The organism is Nostoc sp. LEGE 06077, from assembly GCF_015207705.1.
In the GTDB taxonomy this organism is placed as follows: Bacteria; Cyanobacteriota; Cyanobacteriia; order Cyanobacteriales; family Nostocaceae; genus Nostoc_B.
In genome coordinates this window covers 1-19,211 of sequence record NZ_JADEWI010000090.1, presented here as the reverse complement: position 1 = coordinate 19,211, position 19,211 = coordinate 1, and the positions used below count along the sequence as shown (strand labels likewise).

At 40.0% G+C, this 19,211-nt stretch carries 22 protein-coding genes and 3 pseudogenes; 8 read left to right on the top strand and 17 right to left on the bottom strand.

The window, feature by feature from the left end; all coding sequences use genetic code 11:
- Positions 1-408: pseudogene (locus tag IQ244_RS32810) on the top strand (bifunctional DNA primase/helicase); the annotation flags it as partial.
- Between the two features lie 159 nt (positions 409-567).
- On the opposite strand, the pseudogene IQ244_RS30780 reads toward IQ244_RS32810, so the two are convergent.
- From IQ244_RS30780 to IQ244_RS30755, 6 genes and pseudogenes are all read right to left on the bottom strand, one after another.
- Positions 568-1,452 (bottom strand): annotated as a pseudogene (locus IQ244_RS30780) (DUF4351 domain-containing protein).
- 532 nt (positions 1,453-1,984) lie between these two features.
- Positions 1,985-2,428: pseudogene (locus IQ244_RS30775) on the bottom strand (cytochrome P450); the annotation flags it as partial.
- Positions 2,429-2,468: 40 nt separating this feature from the next.
- Positions 2,469-2,627, bottom strand: a complete 159-nt coding sequence (locus IQ244_RS30770) for a hypothetical protein (RefSeq protein ID WP_193900471.1) — start codon at positions 2,625-2,627, stop codon at positions 2,469-2,471.
- A 12-nt stretch (positions 2,628-2,639) separates the two neighbouring features.
- The gene (locus IQ244_RS30765) at positions 2,640-3,122 is read right to left on the bottom strand and encodes a cupin domain-containing protein (protein WP_193900470.1); all 483 of its coding nucleotides are present in this window, start codon (positions 3,120-3,122) and stop codon (positions 2,640-2,642) included.
- Positions 3,123-3,282: 160 nt separating this feature from the next.
- The gene (locus IQ244_RS30760; RefSeq protein WP_193900469.1) at positions 3,283-3,720 is read right to left on the bottom strand and encodes a hypothetical protein; all 438 of its coding nucleotides are present in this window, start codon (positions 3,718-3,720) and stop codon (positions 3,283-3,285) included.
- Between the two features lie 178 nt (positions 3,721-3,898).
- Positions 3,899-4,279, bottom strand: coding sequence for a hypothetical protein (locus tag IQ244_RS30755; RefSeq protein ID WP_228059258.1), 381 nt, complete (start codon positions 4,277-4,279; stop codon positions 3,899-3,901).
- Between the two features lie 404 nt (positions 4,280-4,683).
- On the opposite strand from IQ244_RS30755, the gene IQ244_RS30750 reads away from it, so the two are divergent.
- Both IQ244_RS30750 and IQ244_RS30745 read left to right on the top strand, forming a co-directional pair.
- The gene (locus IQ244_RS30750) at positions 4,684-5,250 is read left to right on the top strand and encodes a GIY-YIG nuclease family protein (protein ID WP_322746142.1); all 567 of its coding nucleotides are present in this window, start codon (positions 4,684-4,686) and stop codon (positions 5,248-5,250) included.
- 179 nt (positions 5,251-5,429) lie between these two features.
- Positions 5,430-5,657: a hypothetical protein gene (locus IQ244_RS30745; protein WP_193900467.1), complete on the top strand. Its 228-nt coding sequence runs from the start codon at positions 5,430-5,432 to the stop codon at positions 5,655-5,657.
- A 366-nt stretch (positions 5,658-6,023) separates the two neighbouring features.
- On the opposite strand, the gene IQ244_RS30740 is transcribed toward IQ244_RS30745, so the two are convergent.
- Together IQ244_RS30740 and IQ244_RS30735 are read right to left on the bottom strand one after the other, a co-directional pair.
- Positions 6,024-6,611 carry a hypothetical protein gene (locus IQ244_RS30740; RefSeq protein ID WP_322746140.1) on the bottom strand — a complete coding sequence of 196 codons (588 nt, stop codon included), beginning with the start codon at positions 6,609-6,611 and terminating at the stop codon, positions 6,024-6,026.
- A 45-nt stretch (positions 6,612-6,656) separates the two neighbouring features.
- Positions 6,657-7,304: a DUF1186 domain-containing protein gene (locus IQ244_RS30735; protein WP_322746143.1), complete on the bottom strand. Its 648-nt coding sequence runs from the start codon at positions 7,302-7,304 to the stop codon at positions 6,657-6,659.
- A gap of 54 nt (positions 7,305-7,358) precedes the next feature.
- Between IQ244_RS30735 and IQ244_RS30730 the strand changes: the two genes are divergently transcribed.
- Positions 7,359-7,538, top strand: a complete 180-nt coding sequence (locus IQ244_RS30730) for a hypothetical protein (protein WP_322746139.1) — start codon at positions 7,359-7,361, stop codon at positions 7,536-7,538.
- A 33-nt stretch (positions 7,539-7,571) separates the two neighbouring features.
- On the opposite strand, the gene IQ244_RS30725 is transcribed toward IQ244_RS30730, so the two are convergent.
- From IQ244_RS30725 to IQ244_RS30715, 3 genes are all read right to left on the bottom strand, one after another.
- Positions 7,572-8,585 carry a DUF6745 domain-containing protein gene (locus IQ244_RS30725; RefSeq protein ID WP_193900466.1) on the bottom strand — a complete coding sequence of 338 codons (1,014 nt, stop codon included), beginning with the start codon at positions 8,583-8,585 and terminating at the stop codon, positions 7,572-7,574.
- 36 nt (positions 8,586-8,621) lie between these two features.
- A complete protein-coding gene (locus tag IQ244_RS30720; protein ID WP_193900465.1) occupies positions 8,622-9,695 on the bottom strand; it encodes a WGR domain-containing protein in 1,074 nt (357 codons plus the stop codon).
- Between the two features lie 122 nt (positions 9,696-9,817).
- Positions 9,818-10,504, bottom strand: coding sequence for a thermonuclease family protein (locus tag IQ244_RS30715; protein WP_193900464.1), 687 nt, complete (start codon positions 10,502-10,504; stop codon positions 9,818-9,820).
- Positions 10,505-10,620: 116 nt separating this feature from the next.
- Here IQ244_RS30715 and IQ244_RS30710 point away from each other — a divergent pair, with 116 nt between their 5' ends.
- Positions 10,621-11,787, top strand: coding sequence for a hypothetical protein (locus IQ244_RS30710; RefSeq protein WP_228059257.1), 1,167 nt, complete (start codon positions 10,621-10,623; stop codon positions 11,785-11,787).
- Between the two features lie 116 nt (positions 11,788-11,903).
- On the opposite strand, the gene IQ244_RS30705 is transcribed toward IQ244_RS30710, so the two are convergent.
- Entirely contained in the window at positions 11,904-12,551 is a 648-nt protein-coding gene (locus IQ244_RS30705; protein WP_193900463.1) for an MOSC domain-containing protein, read from the bottom strand.
- A 255-nt stretch (positions 12,552-12,806) separates the two neighbouring features.
- Here IQ244_RS30705 and IQ244_RS30700 point away from each other — a divergent pair, with 255 nt between their 5' ends.
- Together IQ244_RS30700 and IQ244_RS30695 are read left to right on the top strand one after the other, a co-directional pair.
- Entirely contained in the window at positions 12,807-13,667 is an 861-nt protein-coding gene (locus tag IQ244_RS30700; protein ID WP_193900462.1) for a S1/P1 nuclease, read from the top strand.
- A 138-nt stretch (positions 13,668-13,805) separates the two neighbouring features.
- Positions 13,806-14,234 carry a thermonuclease family protein gene (locus tag IQ244_RS30695; RefSeq protein ID WP_228059256.1) on the top strand — a complete coding sequence of 143 codons (429 nt, stop codon included), beginning with the start codon at positions 13,806-13,808 and terminating at the stop codon, positions 14,232-14,234.
- Between the two features lie 10 nt (positions 14,235-14,244).
- Here the strand turns inward: IQ244_RS30695 and IQ244_RS30690 are convergent, their stop codons facing one another.
- The gene (locus IQ244_RS30690; protein ID WP_193900460.1) at positions 14,245-15,249 is read right to left on the bottom strand and encodes an SDR family oxidoreductase; all 1,005 of its coding nucleotides are present in this window, start codon (positions 15,247-15,249) and stop codon (positions 14,245-14,247) included.
- Positions 15,250-15,339: 90 nt separating this feature from the next.
- Between IQ244_RS30690 and IQ244_RS30685 the strand changes: the two genes are divergently transcribed.
- Positions 15,340-16,038, top strand: coding sequence for a TetR/AcrR family transcriptional regulator (locus tag IQ244_RS30685; RefSeq protein ID WP_193900459.1), 699 nt, complete (start codon positions 15,340-15,342; stop codon positions 16,036-16,038).
- 552 nt (positions 16,039-16,590) lie between these two features.
- On the opposite strand, the gene IQ244_RS32805 is transcribed toward IQ244_RS30685, so the two are convergent.
- The 4 genes from IQ244_RS32805 to IQ244_RS30665 form a co-directional block, all read right to left on the bottom strand.
- Positions 16,591-16,743 (bottom strand): transposase family protein, encoded by a 153-nt coding sequence (locus IQ244_RS32805; protein ID WP_228059259.1) that lies wholly within the window; start codon positions 16,741-16,743, stop codon positions 16,591-16,593.
- Between the two features lie 236 nt (positions 16,744-16,979).
- Entirely contained in the window at positions 16,980-17,351 is a 372-nt protein-coding gene (locus IQ244_RS30675) for a hypothetical protein (protein ID WP_193900458.1), read from the bottom strand.
- A 268-nt stretch (positions 17,352-17,619) separates the two neighbouring features.
- Positions 17,620-18,099, bottom strand: a complete 480-nt coding sequence (locus tag IQ244_RS30670; RefSeq protein ID WP_193900457.1) for a DUF6985 domain-containing protein — start codon at positions 18,097-18,099, stop codon at positions 17,620-17,622.
- A gap of 203 nt (positions 18,100-18,302) precedes the next feature.
- Positions 18,303-19,052 (bottom strand): SDR family oxidoreductase, encoded by a 750-nt coding sequence (locus IQ244_RS30665; RefSeq protein ID WP_193900456.1) that lies wholly within the window; start codon positions 19,050-19,052, stop codon positions 18,303-18,305.
- Positions 19,053-19,211 lie beyond the last annotated feature (159 nt).

Genomic DNA, 19,211 nt, shown 5'->3' with positions numbered 1-19,211 from the left:
CGGCTATCGTATGTTGGTCGGTTGGGGCCACGGGGTAAGCGGGAGTGTGTTTATAAGTTTGTGGCTCCTGGTGATGGGCGAGATAGGATTTTCAAGCAGTGGTTAAGTCGGGAGTTGGTGTCAGTCACTCCTAATATAGATTTAACAACATCAATCACTGACACAACCCCACTCCCCAGTAATGAGGATATGGAGGGACAGGAAGCTTCTTGGTGGCAGCAGGTTAAATCTTATGTTGCTGGGTTTATGGAATGTGTAGAATCCGGTGTGGAAGCTGCCAAAGAGTTCCTTTCCACCCTTAGCAGTGATGAACGATGGGGGGTGATGGTAGAAATTGAGGAGGCGCAGCCGCAGTTGTTTGGGCAGTTAGTGGCAGAAGTTCCTGGGTGGATTGAATGGATGACTTGATTTTTAGGTTATGAGCGATCGCTGCGGGTTGTTGATTTTCCAAAGTGGGTGAGCCGTTTTGGAATGGATATTTGGGGCAGTGGCAAGTATGAGTTAACTTTGCCGACGGTTGTAGGTCTGTAGGGTGCGATTGGCTGGCTGTAGTTTATTTTCACTTTGTTATCCGGCTTGCTGGTTTAGCCAAGCTTCTAAATCTGTCACAACGGAAAAATCTAATAACGCCTCTCCTAAAAGAGACAATTGCTCGATAGATAATCCTCGAATTCGTCCAATCAACGCTGAATTAATTTCCCCAAAACGACGATTTAGTTGACGTATAATTAAATCCTGTTGTCCTTCTTCTTTGGCTCTTTCACGGTCTTGCTGATACAGTGGTTCTAATCGCATAATTAACTCTCTGTCATCTGATTCTAAATTTTGATTGATCCTTAAATTTTCACGCAGGTTGTAAACTAATTCTAGCGTCGCTTGCTTGTATGGGTGATTCAATGGTAACGCTGATAATTCCAAAATCGCCTGTGACTGCACACTTCCTCTGCCTAGAATTCTTAACCATAAAGTTTCTGGTGTTTGTGGCAGTTGGTGAATAGCAACAATTGCTGTTCTTAGGGCATCACCTAAAAAGTATATTCCTGGCAACCACCCCAATTTCTGATTAACATTAAAGCTCGATAGTATTACTGGGGATGCAGTTGGAGTCAGAATCCATAGTTTAGGAATATTTGAATCCTGGAGTTTGGTTTTATTAGCTTTAGCATCTCGTCGCAATAGAGCTTTTACTTCTAATAACTTTTGAATACAGTCACAAATTTCATCACTAGAAGCTGCATTCCGAAATGGTTCTAATATTGCCGGAAATTCGGCAAACCTTCACAGTAGTCCTAACAATTGTAAATTAGAGTTTGGCTGTGCTGATGGAGTAAATAACACATCAATTTCTTTAATTTCTCCTGATACTTTTGATGATGATTTTACTTCCCCATAAGGTTTTAACAGTTCTTCCAGATAATCTTTAGCAAATTCGTCATGTACAAACCGAGTCAAGTCGCTTCGCTCCAATTCAAAATTAAAAATTAAAAATTAAAAATTAAAGACAATTAATGGGAGCTTGAACTCACCACTTTCTTGTTTACCGCCAAATCACAAATTGTGGCGGGGGCTTGTACCCAGAATTAATTAATTCAAAATTATTTCCGTTCTTCATTTTGAATTTTGCATTTTGCATTTTGAATTCAAAAAAGGTCATTCAATTTAGTATATTTAGAGTTGATTTGAAGTGATTAATAATATTTTATGCTTCGTTGGTAATTAAACAGGTAGAATTTGGAGTGAAATCAGTCAAAAAGTCGTTCAGTACCCTTACTTCGGAAGAATGTTGGGCGTGATGGTGGCGTTTGAGGAGGCACAGCCGCAGATTTTTGGGCAGTTGACGGCTGAGTCTCCTGATTGGGTGCTGTGGATGGCGTAGGTTTTGGGTTTGGAACGAGTGTATCGGGTTGATGCAGTAATCCCTATGCTCATTGGGACAAGAACAAGAACACTATATCAACCAATGTTAGCGCATGGTTTGAATGGGCTAGGAAGTAGCGGATTGTGCTGGCGATGTTGTGCCAGTCACAAGTCTCATTTTAACTCCACCTAATGGGCCTAACAGAAACCCTCTACGTGCTGGATGAACTGGGGCTTTCTCTTCTAATTTCAGTCGATAATTTAAAAGAATAGTTGCTAAAATTAATTTCATTTCAAACAAAGCAAATACTTGCCCTAGACATTGACGAGAGCCACCTCCAAAAGGCCAAAATTCATAAGATGAGTATTTCCGATTGAGAAACCTTTGGGGTTGAAATTCATCTGGTTGAGGATATAAATCTTCTCGACGATGAGTTAGATAAATGCAAGGTGTCACATACGTTCCAGAAGCAACTTGATACCCTCTTAAATTGACAGAGCGTAAAGTAATTCTAGGGAAAGTGAAAAGAACTACAGGATAAATTCTTAAGGTTTCTTGGCAAACTGCTGTTAGGTAAGGTAGTTAATGGATAAATATTTCACACTTTGCTTCAGTTACGAAAATAAGTCAATCTCAGCATGAAATATGCTGTCAGCAATATCCAAAATATCGGCAATCCAAAATAAATTCCTGCATAAATCGCATTAGTAGTACGCGTCTTCATCGGCTCGACAGATAGCCAAACATTCATAATTTTGGTATAAGTCAAAATTGCTCTCACTCACCTATTTTCAGACTTGATTAAAATAGCTTTTGCTTGACCAGCATCAAATAGAGAAGCAGATAATAAAATAACTGGTTTGTTTGTTTGGTTTTCTCCATAGTGAACCATTCCGGCAGGTTCAACTAAAGAATCTCCGAGCGTTATCTGTACAGTTTCTCCTTTTTTAAGAATTAATTTTGTGCCATTAGCTTTCGTTACTATGGCCTCGCCTTCAACAACAGTATAAGTTAAAGTACCTGCCTCTACGCGTTCAATCTGCATCCCTGGATGAATATGAGTAGGCAGTTTTGTTTTTGGAGCAATAGTATAACGCACAAGCTCAAGAATTTGTTTTTGGTTATGCGTTGGATAACCACTCGCTAAAACTTCACGCTTAACAGATTGAGTATATTTATTGGGTGTAGAAGTTTCTTGGCTGTTCACAGCTATACTGCCAAAAGCCAGAATAGCTAAGGGAAGAATCACAGAAATTTTTCGCATCTTCAAATTTCTCTATTTTAACTAATCTAATTAATATTAAATTCTAAGATGAACTAACTTGCTTAGAGTAAGATATGAGCCTATACTTTTCCAAATTAAGATTAATTAATATAGAGAGAAAACAAGAAACTTAATATTTTGATTTTGAAACAATATCGTTTTATTTACAATGCTTCTGTAAAAGAGATATTGCTAGTTGAAAACTGTTAACTTGACTTTGTACAGCGTAAGCTTCTCTCTCTAACTCTTGACGATGTACATCCCTATAGCGAAGGAAAAAAGGTCGTGCATAATTGCTAGGCTGAATGTCTAAACCTAAAACTTTTATTTTTCCTTTTCCTGCACATAACTGTGCAGCATGAACAGCTTCATGAATTAAAACCTGATTCCCAATGTTTAAATCAAATACTACTGGATTAATCCAGATTTTTTTATCAGCTTCTCTCAATAAGCCATAGGCTCCCCGCTTTGGTGGTAGTTTAATCACCACCTGAAATCCCACTCTTTCTAATTGATTTTTCAACTGGAGAAATTTTGGTTCAGGACTTTGTATTTGAGAAATTAATAATAAAGAGTTAATGACTAAAGTGTTGTTCATCAAATTTAGGATATCAATAATTTTTATCTATGAATCCACATCAATCTAGTGATTACTCTGGATTATCTAGTAACAGCGGATCAGCAATAATCTATTACTGTGTTTGATCATGGCTGCCAATTCCTCCTGTAACCACATCTGTTAGCAATTTGCAGCTACTACATGCCAGCAGATCCAATCAATAACATTGTTTAGTAATATATGGCTTCACTACATTCGGTATGATACGTTGTTGCCCCGCAAACTCTCTGTCATAAAAACCATCATCAAAACCACGTCCAAATTCTCCACCCGCAGTTCGCGGCTGATATGTCTTTCCTTTTTTCGCATGATTTTGCCCTTGGCGGTAGCCATCAGCATAAGCCTGGGGGTGATCAGCTGGATCTTGGGCAACTATCCATTTAGTAACCGGGTAACAATAGCGTGATGGCAGCCTATTGCGATAATTGCGATAATGATGATTACGATAATTGCGATAGTAACGACCATGAGCCTGAACAGACTGACTATCAACTAAAAGCACAGCCATGTTAGCTAAAAAGAATAAAGCGAATGCCATAATATTTTTCATTGTTTGAGCCTCGCAATGTAGCACGACATTTATCCTAAATAAAGCAATACTCATTGTCGCTTCTCAAAAGACAAGCGATTACACCATTGGTTACGTAGTCGCATCTTCTTGTTGCTGCAACAAATCTGTTGATAGTGACTCGTCAGATTTTTGATTTTTTGCGATATTCGCCTCTCCACGAATAGTTACATATTTTACTACGAAGCACTGTATCTAATGTTGCATTAAGGCGAAGAAATTTATAACTTGATTAATCATTTGCTCTCTGGCATCTTTTAGCTTCAGGTGAATCCAAGATTATCTACATAAGAGATCAAACCTTTTTCTAAATCCGTGAACTCTGTATTTTTAGTGCTGCAATGCTTTATCACGGCTATGTTCAGATTCCATTAATGTTATTGGAACCCACCCAGCTAAACCTGTTCCCCAATGCCAAATCCACGCCAGCAGTTAGAGCCGAACAGTTGACAATGAGTGCTGATGCCTTGGCAGCGTGGAAATCTCGGATACTCGCTCATCAGCAACAAGTCAGGCAAAGTCAACCACCACAGCAAACATCTTTGTTCGACCTCACTTCAAACCATTGCAACCCCGACGCAATCGACCCACTAAAACTAACGCTTGTCCCAATGTCGTTCTATCGAAAACCTGCTGATAGTCCAGGTGAGGCTTGTTTGTATTTCATTCTTGATTCGGCAGTTGGGCTAGTGCTATATGTTGGGGAAACTTGCCGTAGTAACAAGCGATGGAAAGGGATTCATGATTGCAAAGACTACATCGCCAGTTACCAAGATTTGCATTCTCGTTATGGGTTGACAACGGCCGTGAATGCAGCGTTTTGCTGGGATGCTCCGGTTGACCGACGCGCACGACAGGAGTTGGAGTTGAAGTTGATATTGAAATGGCGTAGTCCTTTCAACAAGGAGAACTGGGATCTGTGGGGTCAGCCGTTTAAGTAAATTGATCTGCACTCGCATCTTTTAATCAAGATTCGTTTTGCTGGGACAAGCAGTGAAATACAAACATCTGCCAAGTGAGTGATCGCCATCAACTCCTATGCAATTACTACTGTATGATTACTTTGGCTTGTAATTATTCCCTTTAATGCAACAGCAGTCCATTAACTGGACATAGATTTATGAGTAGTTTGCTTTTATTATTGATAGGTTTCGGCATCTTTTTCTTAGCTTGGAAGACTCAAGATGAAATTAATCGTATTACGGCAATGTTTAGCGGGACAATTTCTCTAATTTGGGGTTTGGCTCTTGCCCCACTGTCATTGCAATTATTTGTTGAGATTGTCTCACTTTTAGCAGCTTTTTCTGTTTGTATGCGTTGTTTAGGTTGTGGCTCAAACCGCAGTTAATTTTTAACAGATAATTTTAATTAACCAACTATGTAAAGAAAATAGCTCATGTATTGAGGAAAATCTAAAATTTTAAGTATCTTGGTCAGGATAAACTTTTCTAGATTTCAGCTTTTTTAGACCCTGTTTTAATATCATTATGAAGATCACACCCAGGGCAAAAGTAATAGCTAATAATATTGCTATTGGCAGAAAGCAATTTCCTTGATTCGTACTCCACGAACATAAGAAAAGTAGACTCTGTATACCAAAGATGCTCCCTAAAATTAGGCTAAAAATACCAATAACACCAATAAATACAAGAATATACGCAATAGTTCTATTTTTGCTCATAATCTTCAAAATTCTCTTAGGTTTTGAACATTATTAATGCAGTTCAAAGAATGATTCTTGTCCTAAGTGCTTTACATAATTTTTTACAAGATTATTAAGGTTACTTGGCTCACCAACTTGAATCCAATCATCAATTCTTCCTAAAAAGCAGTATCTTTGTGTGATAAATATCCGTTTGGGTTCATCAATTAAAACAAACTGAAGCATTGGTGAATAAGAAATGGAACGCTTAAGTATAGTTTCTGCTTCTTTTAATTTATCCCCTGAAGAGAAACTAAGCATTTCTGATAATAAATTAACATTTTGATTAGGTGTATATATAGTAATTATTTCTTGCTTTACGTCTATTTGGTAATCCTGTAATCTAGAAAGTTTCTTCATTCCTGACTCTACAATCCTTTTTTCTTCATCAGTGATAATTTTAGGTTGAATTTTTCGCAGAAAAACTTGAGCGTTAGGATTTTCATAAATTTCATAACCATCAGGGATAGCTTCTAATATATTTCCTTCAGCTTTCATAGAGAAGAAATACTTTGGCTTACCAGTTTTGGTAGTGCCTTGATGAAGATAATACATCTGTTCTTTTCTGTTAATGTACTGTATTGGCATTTTAGCAATCACTCTATTACTTGCTTTATCTTAAAAATTTTTACCAAAATTAATAATTTATTTCTTTTTGGAGCGATTTTTTCTCCGCGATTGCTTTTGCATTTTTTTCTTGTTCTTATCTTTAATTTTAGACTTTTTAGATGTTCCAAGGCTAAATCCTTCGGGAATGAAAATGTTATATGACGGATGTTTATCTTGTGGTTGAAAACAACTCCAATTCTCCATTTCTGAGACTACATCTTTAATAAAAGAATACTTTGGATTTTTACGTAGTCTATTTAAAGCTTCTTCTGTTTCTACGACTAAATAAGTGCTGACCTCTTCTTTGTCAATAAAAAACAAATCGACCGATTCTTCTTCAAAAGCCCGATCTATTTGTTCTTGCAGTTCGACTGCACAAAGCTGTGCGCTATTGGTTACTAAAGCAGTTTGGATATAATAATCTTCTTTATCTAAAGTAGAAAACAGCTTGGCATAATATTGTATAACCTGTTCTCTGCTGATGCCTTCTTGAGCTATTAAAACCAACAATGCTTCTAAAGCAGCACTCCTTACATATTCATTAGCTTTTGAATTTTCTATAAGTTGTTTTATCGGCTCAATATTTGAGCCACTAACACAAGCGATTATTCTACCTAAATCCTCAGTTACTATATCTCCAGTTACATCTAATGCAACATCACCGGGAACTGAAAAAAACTTGATAATTGTAGGGTATGCTGATTCTTCCCTAAACTGTGCTAGTAAATATACGGTGAGTTGATTTTACAGCCTCGCCCACGCTGGACACAAGAACAACAGTTGGAGTTACTTAACTGGCATCCTTTATTTACTGGCAGATGTCCCCAATGTGGTGCTGAGTATAAGCCTAATTATACCTCCAGTGTACATTGGGATTGCCCAAATCCAGAGTGCGGCTGGATGGATGATACAGTGTAGAGCGATCGCCCTAAAAGCGCACGAGCATAAATATCAGCTTTGAAAAGTAAACTCAGTCGGATCGATCCCCCAATTTACCCAGCGAATCGATTCACGGGCAGAACTGAGATCTGGTGGAACTCGCAACACATGAATAAAGCCTGTACTAGGACAAGTCATTTTCAGCAAGCGTAAGGGTTCAACATCAACCTCAGACTCAATTTGCAGTAAAGTGTACTCTTGCCATTGATCGCATTCCTTCGCTTGCAACTGTTGACAAATCCGTTCATAGCCAATGCCTTGAATCAAAACGCGCCGCAGTTCAGCATTTCTTTGTTCTAGTAGCCACTCGGCACGCCAATTTGTTGGGTGGACTTGACCATACTTCTCTGGTAGATGAATTCCCCGATAGGCATAGACACCACAACCGTCGGAAAACTCAATAGCAGGAATTCCTTCTCCATGAATTTCGCCCGCACTATTGCAGCGAATCAGAGGACGCTGAATTGAGATCGCCACTCCCTCATAAGGAAACATCCAAGCAACCTGTTGCATATAGTTGCAAAACAGATTGTATTTGTCTTGTGCCAGTGTCACTCCTAGCTGATGTGCTGCTGTAAACATTGCTGCCCAGCAAATACCCCATTCTGGTAATAAACAATCTCCTAAAAAATCTCCTAAAACCTCAGTGAATCTATCCAACATAATGCGTTGGAAAGAGCTTTCCCATAGCTCAGACAGGGGATTTCTGATGTAGTGGGTTAATTCATTTTGTAATGTGCCTAGACTACGAGAAAGTGAGCGCCACAAATCTTCGCGTAACACTTCCCATAACTCAGCTAACATACAATCAGACTGCATACTTTCTTGCTCAATCTGCTCTCTCGCCGCTGCTGGACTCTCAACAAACTGAACTTCTGGTTGCGCTAATCCGGCAAATTTATACAATGCCTGAATTGCAATTGTAGCTTGCTCTAAATCCAGAGGCGTACTGTTGACATTCCGCCACTGAGATTGAGTTTGAGAGATAATGAGTTCTTTTTCTAACGATGGCAAATTCTCAGCCATACTATCTCCTAAAAGCAGGCAATCAAAAATTATTGACTAAAACGCACTGCCATAGCAGCTAAATTCATCTTTGTGTTCTGCACACTGAAACACCAGCAAGAGATTATCTCTATCATAGTCCAGTCCAGTGTTGCCTTCGTATTCAATACCTTGCCCTAATTGATAAAACAGTTGCATGGGTTGACCGCAGATCCGACAATACTGATGCTCCACTTGTTGTCCCCAGTAGCCCCACCCCGAAAGCTTATCTGCTGTTCTATCCCAAGCTAATTGAACATCTATTAATGTGATTCTATCGGGGTCATCTTCCTCATAATATTGACAATCATCTGCATAAACATGGAAGATCAGCTTTTCTTCGTCTTCAGTATATTCTGTACCATAGGTTTCTTCTGCTTCCTCAGCGAAAGGATAGTCATCAAAAGGTTGCCATCCGACAATTTGCAGCATATAGCGACCATGAAAGTCATCAATGCCACAGCTTTTAATTACATAGGGTGTCCATGTACTAAGGTTTGTCGCATCTTCTATACTAATTTCCGGCTCTGATGATGTTGGCGTTGCTGATTCAGGAAGCGCCACAATTTGGGGAAATTGTACATAGCAAGAGAAACAGGAAAATAGTTGAAATAATCCCGTGCCAAATTTGTCTTGCAAGCTTTCAGGCAATTCTTGGAGATTCAGTTGAAAGTGAAATCTTAGAGATTTTCCACAACCAGAACAATGAGGATAATTCGTCCCAGGACTTAGCCAAGGTTGACCCAGATATTTAGATGTGAAGGGTGCATCCAGAGTCTGTTTAATCAAAGGTTTCCAGCCAGTGCGCCGGAGATGGTTGAATCGAGCCAAGCGGCGATCGCCTCTAGAAATTGGTTGCTTGATGCGATCGCCTTTGTTTGCGCGTTCATAACCCTTCTTCACCTTAGAATTAACGAGTTTGGTCATTTCTGCCTGCGCTTTTTGTGCAGTATCATAGGCTGTGACAGTTGTTTTGCCTGCGTCTCCAATTCGCCCATACCGTACTTTTACTTCTACATCGTTGATTGTTACTTCATAGAACTTGTGCGACTTACCATCCGAAAGCTCCAGATATGTCGTTTCCGTTCCCATATAACTGCTCCTTTTACAGAAAAGATGAGGGTGGACTGGTTTATCAAGCTACTTTGCCAATTTAGAAGCCTAAGTAATTTTTCTAAATAAGCTGAAACAAAAAGCAGTTTTATAAGCTCTAATCACCGCTCACAGCCCACGCCATCCCCATCTCTATCAAACCCGTGCGGATCTGGTGGAACTACTCTAAATCTGCGGTAGGGAATATCACGGCAATTCAAGTCTGCCGAATTGAGCGGAATGCAAATATCTGGGTACGATAAATCGCATTGCTGAACTTTTGGAGATCGCGTGTTCGTTCCTTGAGTTGGCTTTTGACCTCGCCGGAAATCCCAAGGCATCACCGGCTGCGATTGATTCCAAAATCCTAGCTTTTTACCTTTGGCATCAGCCTCAGCTTGAAGAAACTGGTTTTTGGTACTGTTACATCCTTGGAGATACTGCCGATAGACAACAGCCTGACCCTCTTGTACCATCTTCAGGTTCACTGAGCTATTATTCACAAACACTTCAGCTACCAGCCTTTTGTACTTATCACGCTCCATTAACCGAACTTGCACTGATTGGCCTACTCTTAACAATTGCTGAAGGCGAGATTTAGACTGCTGCCCCCAAGGGTTTTGCTTGAGTTCGGGTGCATCAACACAAGCCAAGCGGATGGTTACTGGTTGTCCTTGTTGATTACGGACTCTTAACGTGTCACCATCGCCCACGCTCACTACTGTCATTTTGGGAAGGTTCGTTTGCGCTACAGTTGGTATTCCAGAAAGCAACAGTAGGGATGCTGCGAGAATACTGGCTTTGTTCATCTACGTAAATTTATTTCTGATGCCGTATTCAAGGTAACTTGCGTTTATTTATACCCCTGTGATGTGGATCAGTTCTGAAAAATCCTTTGGTCAACTTATGAACAAAATAACACTGTTTGCCAAAAGTTAAAATATTTACAATTGATGTTACCTTCTGTGAGGTTATGCTTGATAACGATCTAGAACATAGAACCACAAGGTACTTCCAACTTAGTTCACAACTTGCTGGTTTAGACAATTCACAATTGCATTCTTTGTTTGGCGATAGGGAGTCGGGTACATCAAGTTTGAATTGGGGACGAAACTATACCATCGTTCTTGGACAATCCAAAGTCTTTGTCAAACGCATTCCCATTACAACAATTGAATACGAAAACTCCTTCTCTACTAAAAATTTGTATAATTTACCAACTTACTTTAATTACGGTGTAGGGTCTATTGGTTTAAATGTATTCCGTGAACTCATAACACATATCAAGACTACTAACTGGGTACTAGAAGGAGAGAGCGCCTCATTTCCTTTAATGTATCATTATCGAATTATTCCGCTTTCTGGACTACGCAAAGATGTTGATCTAGAAAAACACAAAGCTTTTGTGGAGTATTGGGGGAATAATACAAGTATTGAAAATTATTTATTAGATAGAGCCAACACCAAATATGAATTGATTCTGTTTTTAGAGTACATTCCTCATGTTCTGGCAATATGGCTACAAGAAAACCCTAACCACCTCCAAAAATACCTGGATGAACTACACAAGACAATTACCTTTTTGAGAACCAAGGGAATTATTCATTTTGACGCGCATTTTTACAATATCCTCACCGATGGACAGCAGACATATTTAACCGATTTTGGTTTGGTACTTGATAACAGCTTTTCCTTAACCAAAGATGAAGAGTTTTTCTTTCAGCAGAATCAATTTTACGACTACGGGGAAATCTTACGAAATCTTGGACATCTTATTCGCTTATCTTATGATTTATGTTCTGAGCGCAATCAACGTACCATCAGGGAAAAATATGACATAAAAGAAGATTTAACACCTTATGAAATAGGAGCTAGATTATTAGACAACATTGAGCAATTATCTGCTGATAAGCTTATGAAGCTGGATCAATTTTATGTCACTAGTATTCTTAAATACCGTAGCATTATTGAACTGATGCAAAACTTTTTTGTTGAGATGTGTACAAATAACAATAAGAATATAAAATTTCCTCACGCCAAACTCCAAAAGTTACTTGAAGAAACAGGGTTTGTTCATAGTGGATATTCTTAGATGGTAGATTTTAACAGTGCTGTCTGCTTACACCACCTCATCAATATTCAGACTATGAACATCGACCAATTGCAGTATCGGCAGATTATAGCTTTATTTTCTAACATTAATGAAATTCATCTTTTAAACTTCTCGATTTGCTGCTGAAAGTAATCTCGCCAACCTGTAGGTAAAGCCTCAACTTGTACGGCACGCTGTAACAGTTCTAGGTCGTGTGTTTCCCGTGCATAAAGTTGGGTAATATCAGCAACAGTGATATTATTTGAATCTCGACTGATTAACGACAAAGTATCACCATTTCCGACTGTACCCTCTTGCAGCACCGAAAAGTAGAACCCCGTCAGGCGACTATCTAAAAACTGTTTAACTATATCTGTTCTTCCAAACTTAATTCCCAATTTATAGCAAGGCATTCGAGGTTGAGTTACCATTACCTCTGCGCTACCAATCCAAAAGCGATCGCCAATATTAACCTCATTTTCTAACAGCCCACCCGTAGTCAGGTTTTCACCAAACATTCCCCAGGGCAAATCCATCTCAGGTAACTTGCGCCGCCAATAGTCGTAATGCTCGAATGGATAAGCATAAACTGCTTTGTCTTTGCCTCCGTGGACACTCAAATCAGCTTGTCTATCTCCATCTAAATTGAGTGAGCGCACCATCACCCGTCCCTCAACTGGTTCTTTAAAAATTCCAGTTGTAACTGTTTTACCCTTCCAAAGCACTTCACGGGGAAGTCCTACATTGACAGAGATAACTTGCACAATTTCATATCTCCTCTAATAAAATCTTCTACAGATATTCAGAATGATAGATAATATGCTTGATATTACTTGATTATCAAAAGTGATTGTTGCACAACCTTATCGGCTGACTAACCATAAATATACCTTTGAACTGACTATTCGCTAAACTTTATCAAAAAACAACTAAAATGAGCGACAATGGCTTTGATCTGATTTTGTCTTGATAATTGTCACACCAACAACTCAAACAGTTCAGTCATCTATGTTGGTCACATGGTATCAGGAGCTATAGCTTACAGTGAACTTCAGCAGCATCATCCACAAGTAATTGAAAGAATTGCCGCGATTTTAAAAGAACACCCTGAATACTCTAAGTTTGAACAACAGTGGAATTCTCTCCAGCAATCTAATATTTCTACTAAAGATAAAAACTTATACTTATTCATGTGGGCGGCAAAATGGGCAGATGAAGCTCGTGATAACCCCACATTTAATCACCCAACTTGGCATTACATCAACTTCCCTTATCAACCCAGTAGCTCCTCAAACTCAGTCCCTGTCGATATTCCAGGTGAAGAAAATATTCTGTACGCTTTTCAAAAGAATCTTGATATTGTTCAAAGCAATGCCAGCAACAGTGAAAAAGCAGTTCCAATATGTTGGCTATTTCACTTAGTAGGAGATGTGCATCAGCCATTACATACTACTAAGTTAATCACTAATCAGTACCCCCAACCACAAGGAGATCGAGGCGGAACAAGTTTTTACATTAGAGTTAAGCCCAATAGTCAAACGATTAGTTTGCATAAATTCTGGGACGATCTAATTTTGGGTAGTGAAAGATTTCAAACAGTTCGCAATACTGCTACTCGCCTCCAAGCATCCTATCAACGTAATAGATTACCCGAATTAAGAGAAACGAAGTTTAATAACTGGGCGCAGTTGGAGAGTTTTAAAATTGCAAAACAACAAGTATATATCAATGGAAAACTTTCTGGCAGCACTGATAAAGCTGATGGAAAAGTCTTACCACCAAACTATGCTACTAAAGCTAAACCAATTGCCCAGCGTCGAATGAGTATGTCCGGCTACCGTCTAGCTGATGTGCTTAACCAACTGTTGGGGCAGAGATAAAACCTACATTAAATCAACTGTGGTTAAAATTGTGGTTCTCTGCACTACACAAAAAACACTATGAACCCGTTGCAGAAAACTAGAACTCTCTTAATAGCAATCACTCTCGGTAGCACAATCATTTGGTTTATCAACTTCATGACTAAATCACCTATTTTTCCAGAACAATGGGTAGTGATTGAAGTGACAGATACCCAAACCATGATAGTCCGCCAAAGCAATGGCAACCAAATGCAAGTTCGGCTGTGTGGTATTGATAAGCCAGAGCAAGCATTAAGTAAACAAGCAACAGAAAAACTGCAATCGCTCATTGCCACTAATGATCGTCAAGTAACGGTCATTCCTGTGGCAAAAGATAGTCAAGAGCGTACTGTTGCAGAGGTCATGGCTTATGGCAAAGATGGGGTTGAGATCAGCTTTCAAGAAGAATTTCTCAAGAGCGGCTTGGTTAAAACACGTCAGTCTGGGGTGGAATGCCCGAATCAAATAGCTTTTGAGAATGCACAGAGGTTGGCTATCACTGCAAGAGTTGGGGTGTGGAGGCAGAACAAACAGAATCTGCGTTAAATAATGAGTTTTATAAATAGCCTTGAGACTGATACCACAGAACTGTATCTTTCAATGTATCTGTGAAAGGCCGAAAGGTTACGCCCAATTCTTGGATAGCTTTAGCTGAACTTAAGTTCGCTTTTTCCAATAAAGTTTGGATGCCAAGCAAGGGCATAGGGTTGACCCTACCTGTTGAACGCGCCCAGATTTCTAGCAACCATGCGATTGAAAGTGCAATCTTATCAGGAATTACTATTTTCGGAGCCTTTACTCCTGAAATCGCTCCTAATTCTAAAGCAATATCTCTCATGGTTTTCAATGATCCTGCTACAATATAACGCTCACCCCGTTTCCCTCGTTCCGTGGCACTAATCATTGCTGCCGCTACATCCCGAACATCAGTCAATGAAGCACCACCATTAATTATCCCTGGTAGCTTACTTGCCAAAATATCTAACACCAATTGCCCCGCAGAAGTCGGTGCGGCATCTCCAGGCCCCATCATCCAGCCAGGTAAAATCATTACCACATCCATTTGACTAGTTTCCAAAAACCGATAAATTTCTTGTTCTGCCAAAATTTTAGTTTTGAAATAGAGGTTCTTTTGGGCGAATTCGCTGTAAGGGGCGGTTTCAGTCGCTACATGATGGGGATAGGTTTGGATAACGCCACTGGATGAGGTGAAAATCGTTCTAGCTATCCCTTGTGCCTCTGCCGCTTGCAAAAGTTGTATTGTGGCATCCACATTGATGCGCTTCATCTTTTTCCAGTGACTACCCGGCTGATAATACTCCCGAAAAAACGCTGCTGTGTGAAATACCACTTTTACATCCTTGAATGCTGGAGCAAAGGCAGGCACATTCTCAATGTCACCCTGAATAAATTGAACCCGGCTGTTTGGCTGAAAATGTTTAGCCTTGTCAATAGATCTCACTAGCCCTTTAACTTGCCATCCTTGTGAGATTAGCAATTGGCAAAGATTACTACCTAGCAAACCTGTCGCTCCAGTCACAAATGCTGTTTTACCATTCATGCTCTTTATCTCCTGGTGATTGTATTGCTTGTAGATTTTGTTCCAACTTTGCTAATGTGAGTTATTACTCACATTCATACTAGCCAGTATATGAGCAAAAGCTCACATAGTCAATCTCCAAGCAATAAAACACTGAACTCACCAATTTCAAGTAACGAGTCAACATCTCAAAAAACTCGTCGCCGTCCTTCCGGCAAGCGTGGTCAGCAACGACGTGATTTAATCTTAGATACGGCCGCCGATTTGCTAGAACAAGGAGGAGTAGAAGCTATTAACACTAATGTTTTAGCCGAGCGTGCTGGTATTTCTGTTGGCTCTGTCTACCAGTATTTCTCAAACAAAGAAGCAATCTTAGCTGCTTTGGGAGAACGATATTTGCAGCAATTGAGTAGCAATACAATCGCTGCTTTACAACAGGATGTCTCCGGTCTAGATTTTGCTACTATGGTTTCGCGGGTGATTGACCCGATGATTGCTTTTGAGCGCCAACATCCAGCCTTTAGACATCTCAATGCTGGGCAATCAGGACAAACAACTCTGGCTGGGGCTGCTCAACGGGTTGATCAAGAAATACTGACAACTATTTACGATTTACTTTTACAAGTCAGCCCTCATCTTGACCCAATCCAGGGAGAACAGATTGCACGGGTAACAAAAGCCCTCTATAAAGGTATGAGTTATCTGGTTGAGCAGGAAAAAGAGATTCACAACGAAGGTGGCGATGTTGAGCGTATGATCTCTGACATGAAGCGGATGTTAGCGGATTATCTCAAAGAGCATTTAGGTTAATTTTCTCTTAATCACCGTTAGCAACCCACCCCATCCCTATCAAACCCATGCGAGTCTGGTGGCACAACTTTAAATCTGCGGTAGGGAATATCGCGGCAGTTCAAATCGGAAGAATTAGACATCTCCAAAAACTATCAAAGCTTTACTGTGACTAGCTCATAAGATGCCAGCGCAAGGATGGAAACTAGCTAGTCAATACAATAGAATAAGACTTTGAGATATTTATTGATAATAACAAGGCAAAAATATATAGTTATATGAAAGTTATATCGCTTTTTGTCCTAGGTTCACCAGCTATAACATCAACGATATAACTGGCATCTGGCAAGATAATTATCTGACTTTTAAATGTATGTTTACTTTCTTCTTGCTCTTTATTGTCTCCAAGTCTTTCCCTCACTTGTTCATAGCTATCTACAATTAATTCATACTCCGTCAGTATTTCTTTAACTACTTCATAGTCCGATTCTTTTTTTTACCTGTTCAATTAAACTTGATGGTAACAATTCTCTCAGTAGTGGGAGCTAATAATTAAATTTATCATTTGCCAAACTAGATGCACACAAGTTGAAAAGTTGTCAGATGTCGGAGATATACCAAGGTTAAAATTATTTGTTCTTTGATAGATAATTTTGATTTCCGACCTCCACCGCCACCAATAATTCTAATTTTCTTAGATTCTAATGTCCCTCCCTTGTTGTTCATAGTGTAATTGTTAGGCATAATAGATTAGATGCTGCACCCCAACAAGCATTAGTCAGCCATTCCAAGTTCTCACGATGTAACATGAAATCGCGGACAGCAACTACTATGCACTAACAGCCACCCTTACTTCAACCCTCTTGTACTAAATTGAGGCAAGCCAATCGCTCTCGCTTTCAGAATCAGGCTTTGATAATTGTTTTCTCAAAGCGACACAAGAGGGTTAAGTACCAACGTTTTTAGTTGAGTCTACAGCTTGTAGTAAGTTCTACATTTAGGAAAGTTCCTTGGCGGGGTGTAATTGAACGCAACTGCTGGATAAAAGCTTTAAATCTGGCATCAGTTATGCCGAACCCAGCTTCAGCACAAGCAGATAACCCACCTTCAATGGGAAGAGGTGCGCCGACTCTGGGGCTATATACAATAAATTTATCAACACTACCAGTACCGACCGCAAACCCAATAACTTGGCGAACTGTTTGCAAAGCAGCATTATCTAATGCACCACCAATACTGCCAATACTGATATTAACCGCACGATTTTCAGCCAATGCCGGCGCACTCATTGACAATATTGACCCAACAATCATTAGACTGGTTAACTTCTTCATTTTCTCTTCTCTCAAAAATTACAAAACTAATATTAGGTGAGGTTTTGTTGCTCACTATTTAATATCCGGGCATTATCTGAAGATAATCATTTATTAAAGCAGGGTTTAAGAAGCAGCTTTTTGACAGGTTTTATGCGTGGAACAGTACAATCTGCAATGCCTTCTCCTGTCTTTGAGGTTTGGAGCATTCCATAATTCTTTGCATTACATCCAAACATTTATGGGACAGCAGCCCTGATAAATGGATGAGATCGCAGACAACATGGTTTTAGCGTCCTGTTTCACCTATCTGATCTGCTTCGTCTGCTACTCCATTGCGAAAGCGTACTTCTAGTCCGTGTTCTGGCTCCCAGCCACACTCAGCTATCAGCTTAAAAGTAGGAATATCCAGTCCATCCTCAATGTGAGGCGGCACATAGATATATGAGAAAGTCACCTCATTCCAAACCTGAGTAGGATTAGCCAACGGCGGCATTTCCTCATCTCCAATCATCTCACGATATACATCATAATTTTGCCCCACAACAGGAGCAGTCATGCCTAACACATCGGCTGGCAAAGTTAGAGCTTGCCGAATAGCTTGACGCTGAAGCGATGAAAGTTCGCCAATCTGCCCCTGTTCAAAATCCACACAAATCGGTACACGGCGATCGCCTACAACAGCAGATTGTCCTAAAGTCCAGTGGTTGTCTTCGACTACAATCTGTCCAAACTCTGCATCTTTGTAACTTGTTGGGAGTTTGTTCATCCTCTTTAGGTACTATTTTTGCAAGGCTAATCGTCTTACTTTGAGTAACTAGCACTCTTTTAATCAATCTGCTTTAGATAATAAAAGTATTTTACAACTGCGTTATCTTACGCCCATATTCAGACTCTAGAATACTTAACATTTTCTCCTCCAAAACCGTCAAATAAGCCCGCTTCAGCTTCATCTTTAACTTCTTTTGTCCTTCAAATCTGTGCCATACCGCCATCAACAAATAACTCAATACCATTCACAAAGCTGCTGTCATCTGAAGCGAGAAAGACAACCGCTTTGGCAATCTCATCGGGTGTGCCAACTCGTCCCAGTGGAATGTTGCTGGCTTGGCTGTCCACGAATTCTTGCAACTGCTGGTCATTCAATCCCAAATGATCGTAACCAGGAGTCGGAACCACACCAGGGCTAATGGCATTCACTCGGATCTTGCGTTCTCTGAGGTCGAGTATCCAATTCCGAGCAAACGATCTCACGGCGGCTTTGGTAGCACTGTAAACACTGAAAGCTGGCGTACCTTTTATAGAAGTAATCGAAGCATTCAGGATAATAGAAGCACCCTCTGGCAACAATGGCAGTGCCTTTTGTACGGTGAACAGCAAACCTTTGACGTTTGTGTTGAATGTTTTGTCAAAGTGTTCCTCAGTGATGGCTCCAAGTGGGGCAATTTGTCCACCGCCAGCATTAGCGAAGATGATATCGAGGTGTCCTTGCGCTTGCTTAATGGTGGCAAACAGACGATCGAGGTCTGCCAGATTAGAAACATCGCTCTGCACAGCCGTAACATTTTTACCAATGGCTTCTACAGCAGCATCCAGTTCGGCTTGGCGACGACCTGTGATGTAGACATAGGCTCCTTCAGCAACAAACTGTTTAGCAGTAGCAAGACCGATACCACTGTTGCCACCCGTGACAAGGGCGATTTTTCCTTCTAGTTTTTTCATTATGCTAATCCTTTGATTGTTGGGTTTAAAGCGGCTTTGTTGCATGAAAGGAAAAAAGGACACACCAATCCGAAGTAAGGAGAGGAATTAGTCTTCGACTTTATAAGAGTCGGGCTTACCTAACTGGATCATGCGGTTAAGCGCAGCACATTGCAGAAA

Coding starts and splice junctions, on each gene's coding strand:
- IQ244_RS30765 (WP_193900470.1), bottom strand. CDS start 3,122: ATGCGAAAAATTTCTGTGATTCTTCCCTTAGCTATTCTGGCTTTTGGC.
- IQ244_RS30760 (WP_193900469.1), bottom strand. CDS start 3,720: ATGAACAACACTTTAGTCATTAACTCTTTATTATTAATTTCTCAAATA.
- IQ244_RS30755 (WP_228059258.1), bottom strand. CDS start 4,279: ATGGCATTCGCTTTATTCTTTTTAGCTAACATGGCTGTGCTTTTAGTT.
- IQ244_RS30750 (WP_322746142.1), top strand. CDS start 4,684: ATGTTATTGGAACCCACCCAGCTAAACCTGTTCCCCAATGCCAAATCC.
- IQ244_RS30745 (WP_193900467.1), top strand. CDS start 5,430: ATGAGTAGTTTGCTTTTATTATTGATAGGTTTCGGCATCTTTTTCTTA.
- IQ244_RS30725 (WP_193900466.1), bottom strand. CDS start 8,585: ATGGCTGAGAATTTGCCATCGTTAGAAAAAGAACTCATTATCTCTCAA.
- IQ244_RS30720 (WP_193900465.1), bottom strand. CDS start 9,695: ATGGGAACGGAAACGACATATCTGGAGCTTTCGGATGGTAAGTCGCAC.
- IQ244_RS30715 (WP_193900464.1), bottom strand. CDS start 10,504: ATGAACAAAGCCAGTATTCTCGCAGCATCCCTACTGTTGCTTTCTGGA.
- IQ244_RS30700 (WP_193900462.1), top strand. CDS start 12,807: ATGGTATCAGGAGCTATAGCTTACAGTGAACTTCAGCAGCATCATCCA.
- IQ244_RS30695 (WP_228059256.1), top strand. CDS start 13,806: ATGACTAAATCACCTATTTTTCCAGAACAATGGGTAGTGATTGAAGTG.
- IQ244_RS30690 (WP_193900460.1), bottom strand. CDS start 15,249: ATGAATGGTAAAACAGCATTTGTGACTGGAGCGACAGGTTTGCTAGGT.
- IQ244_RS30685 (WP_193900459.1), top strand. CDS start 15,340: ATGAGCAAAAGCTCACATAGTCAATCTCCAAGCAATAAAACACTGAAC.
- IQ244_RS32805 (WP_228059259.1), bottom strand. CDS start 16,743: ATGAACAACAAGGGAGGGACATTAGAATCTAAGAAAATTAGAATTATT.
- IQ244_RS30675 (WP_193900458.1), bottom strand. CDS start 17,351: ATGAAGAAGTTAACCAGTCTAATGATTGTTGGGTCAATATTGTCAATG.
- IQ244_RS30670 (WP_193900457.1), bottom strand. CDS start 18,099: ATGAACAAACTCCCAACAAGTTACAAAGATGCAGAGTTTGGACAGATT.
- IQ244_RS30665 (WP_193900456.1), bottom strand. CDS start 19,052: ATGAAAAAACTAGAAGGAAAAATCGCCCTTGTCACGGGTGGCAACAGT.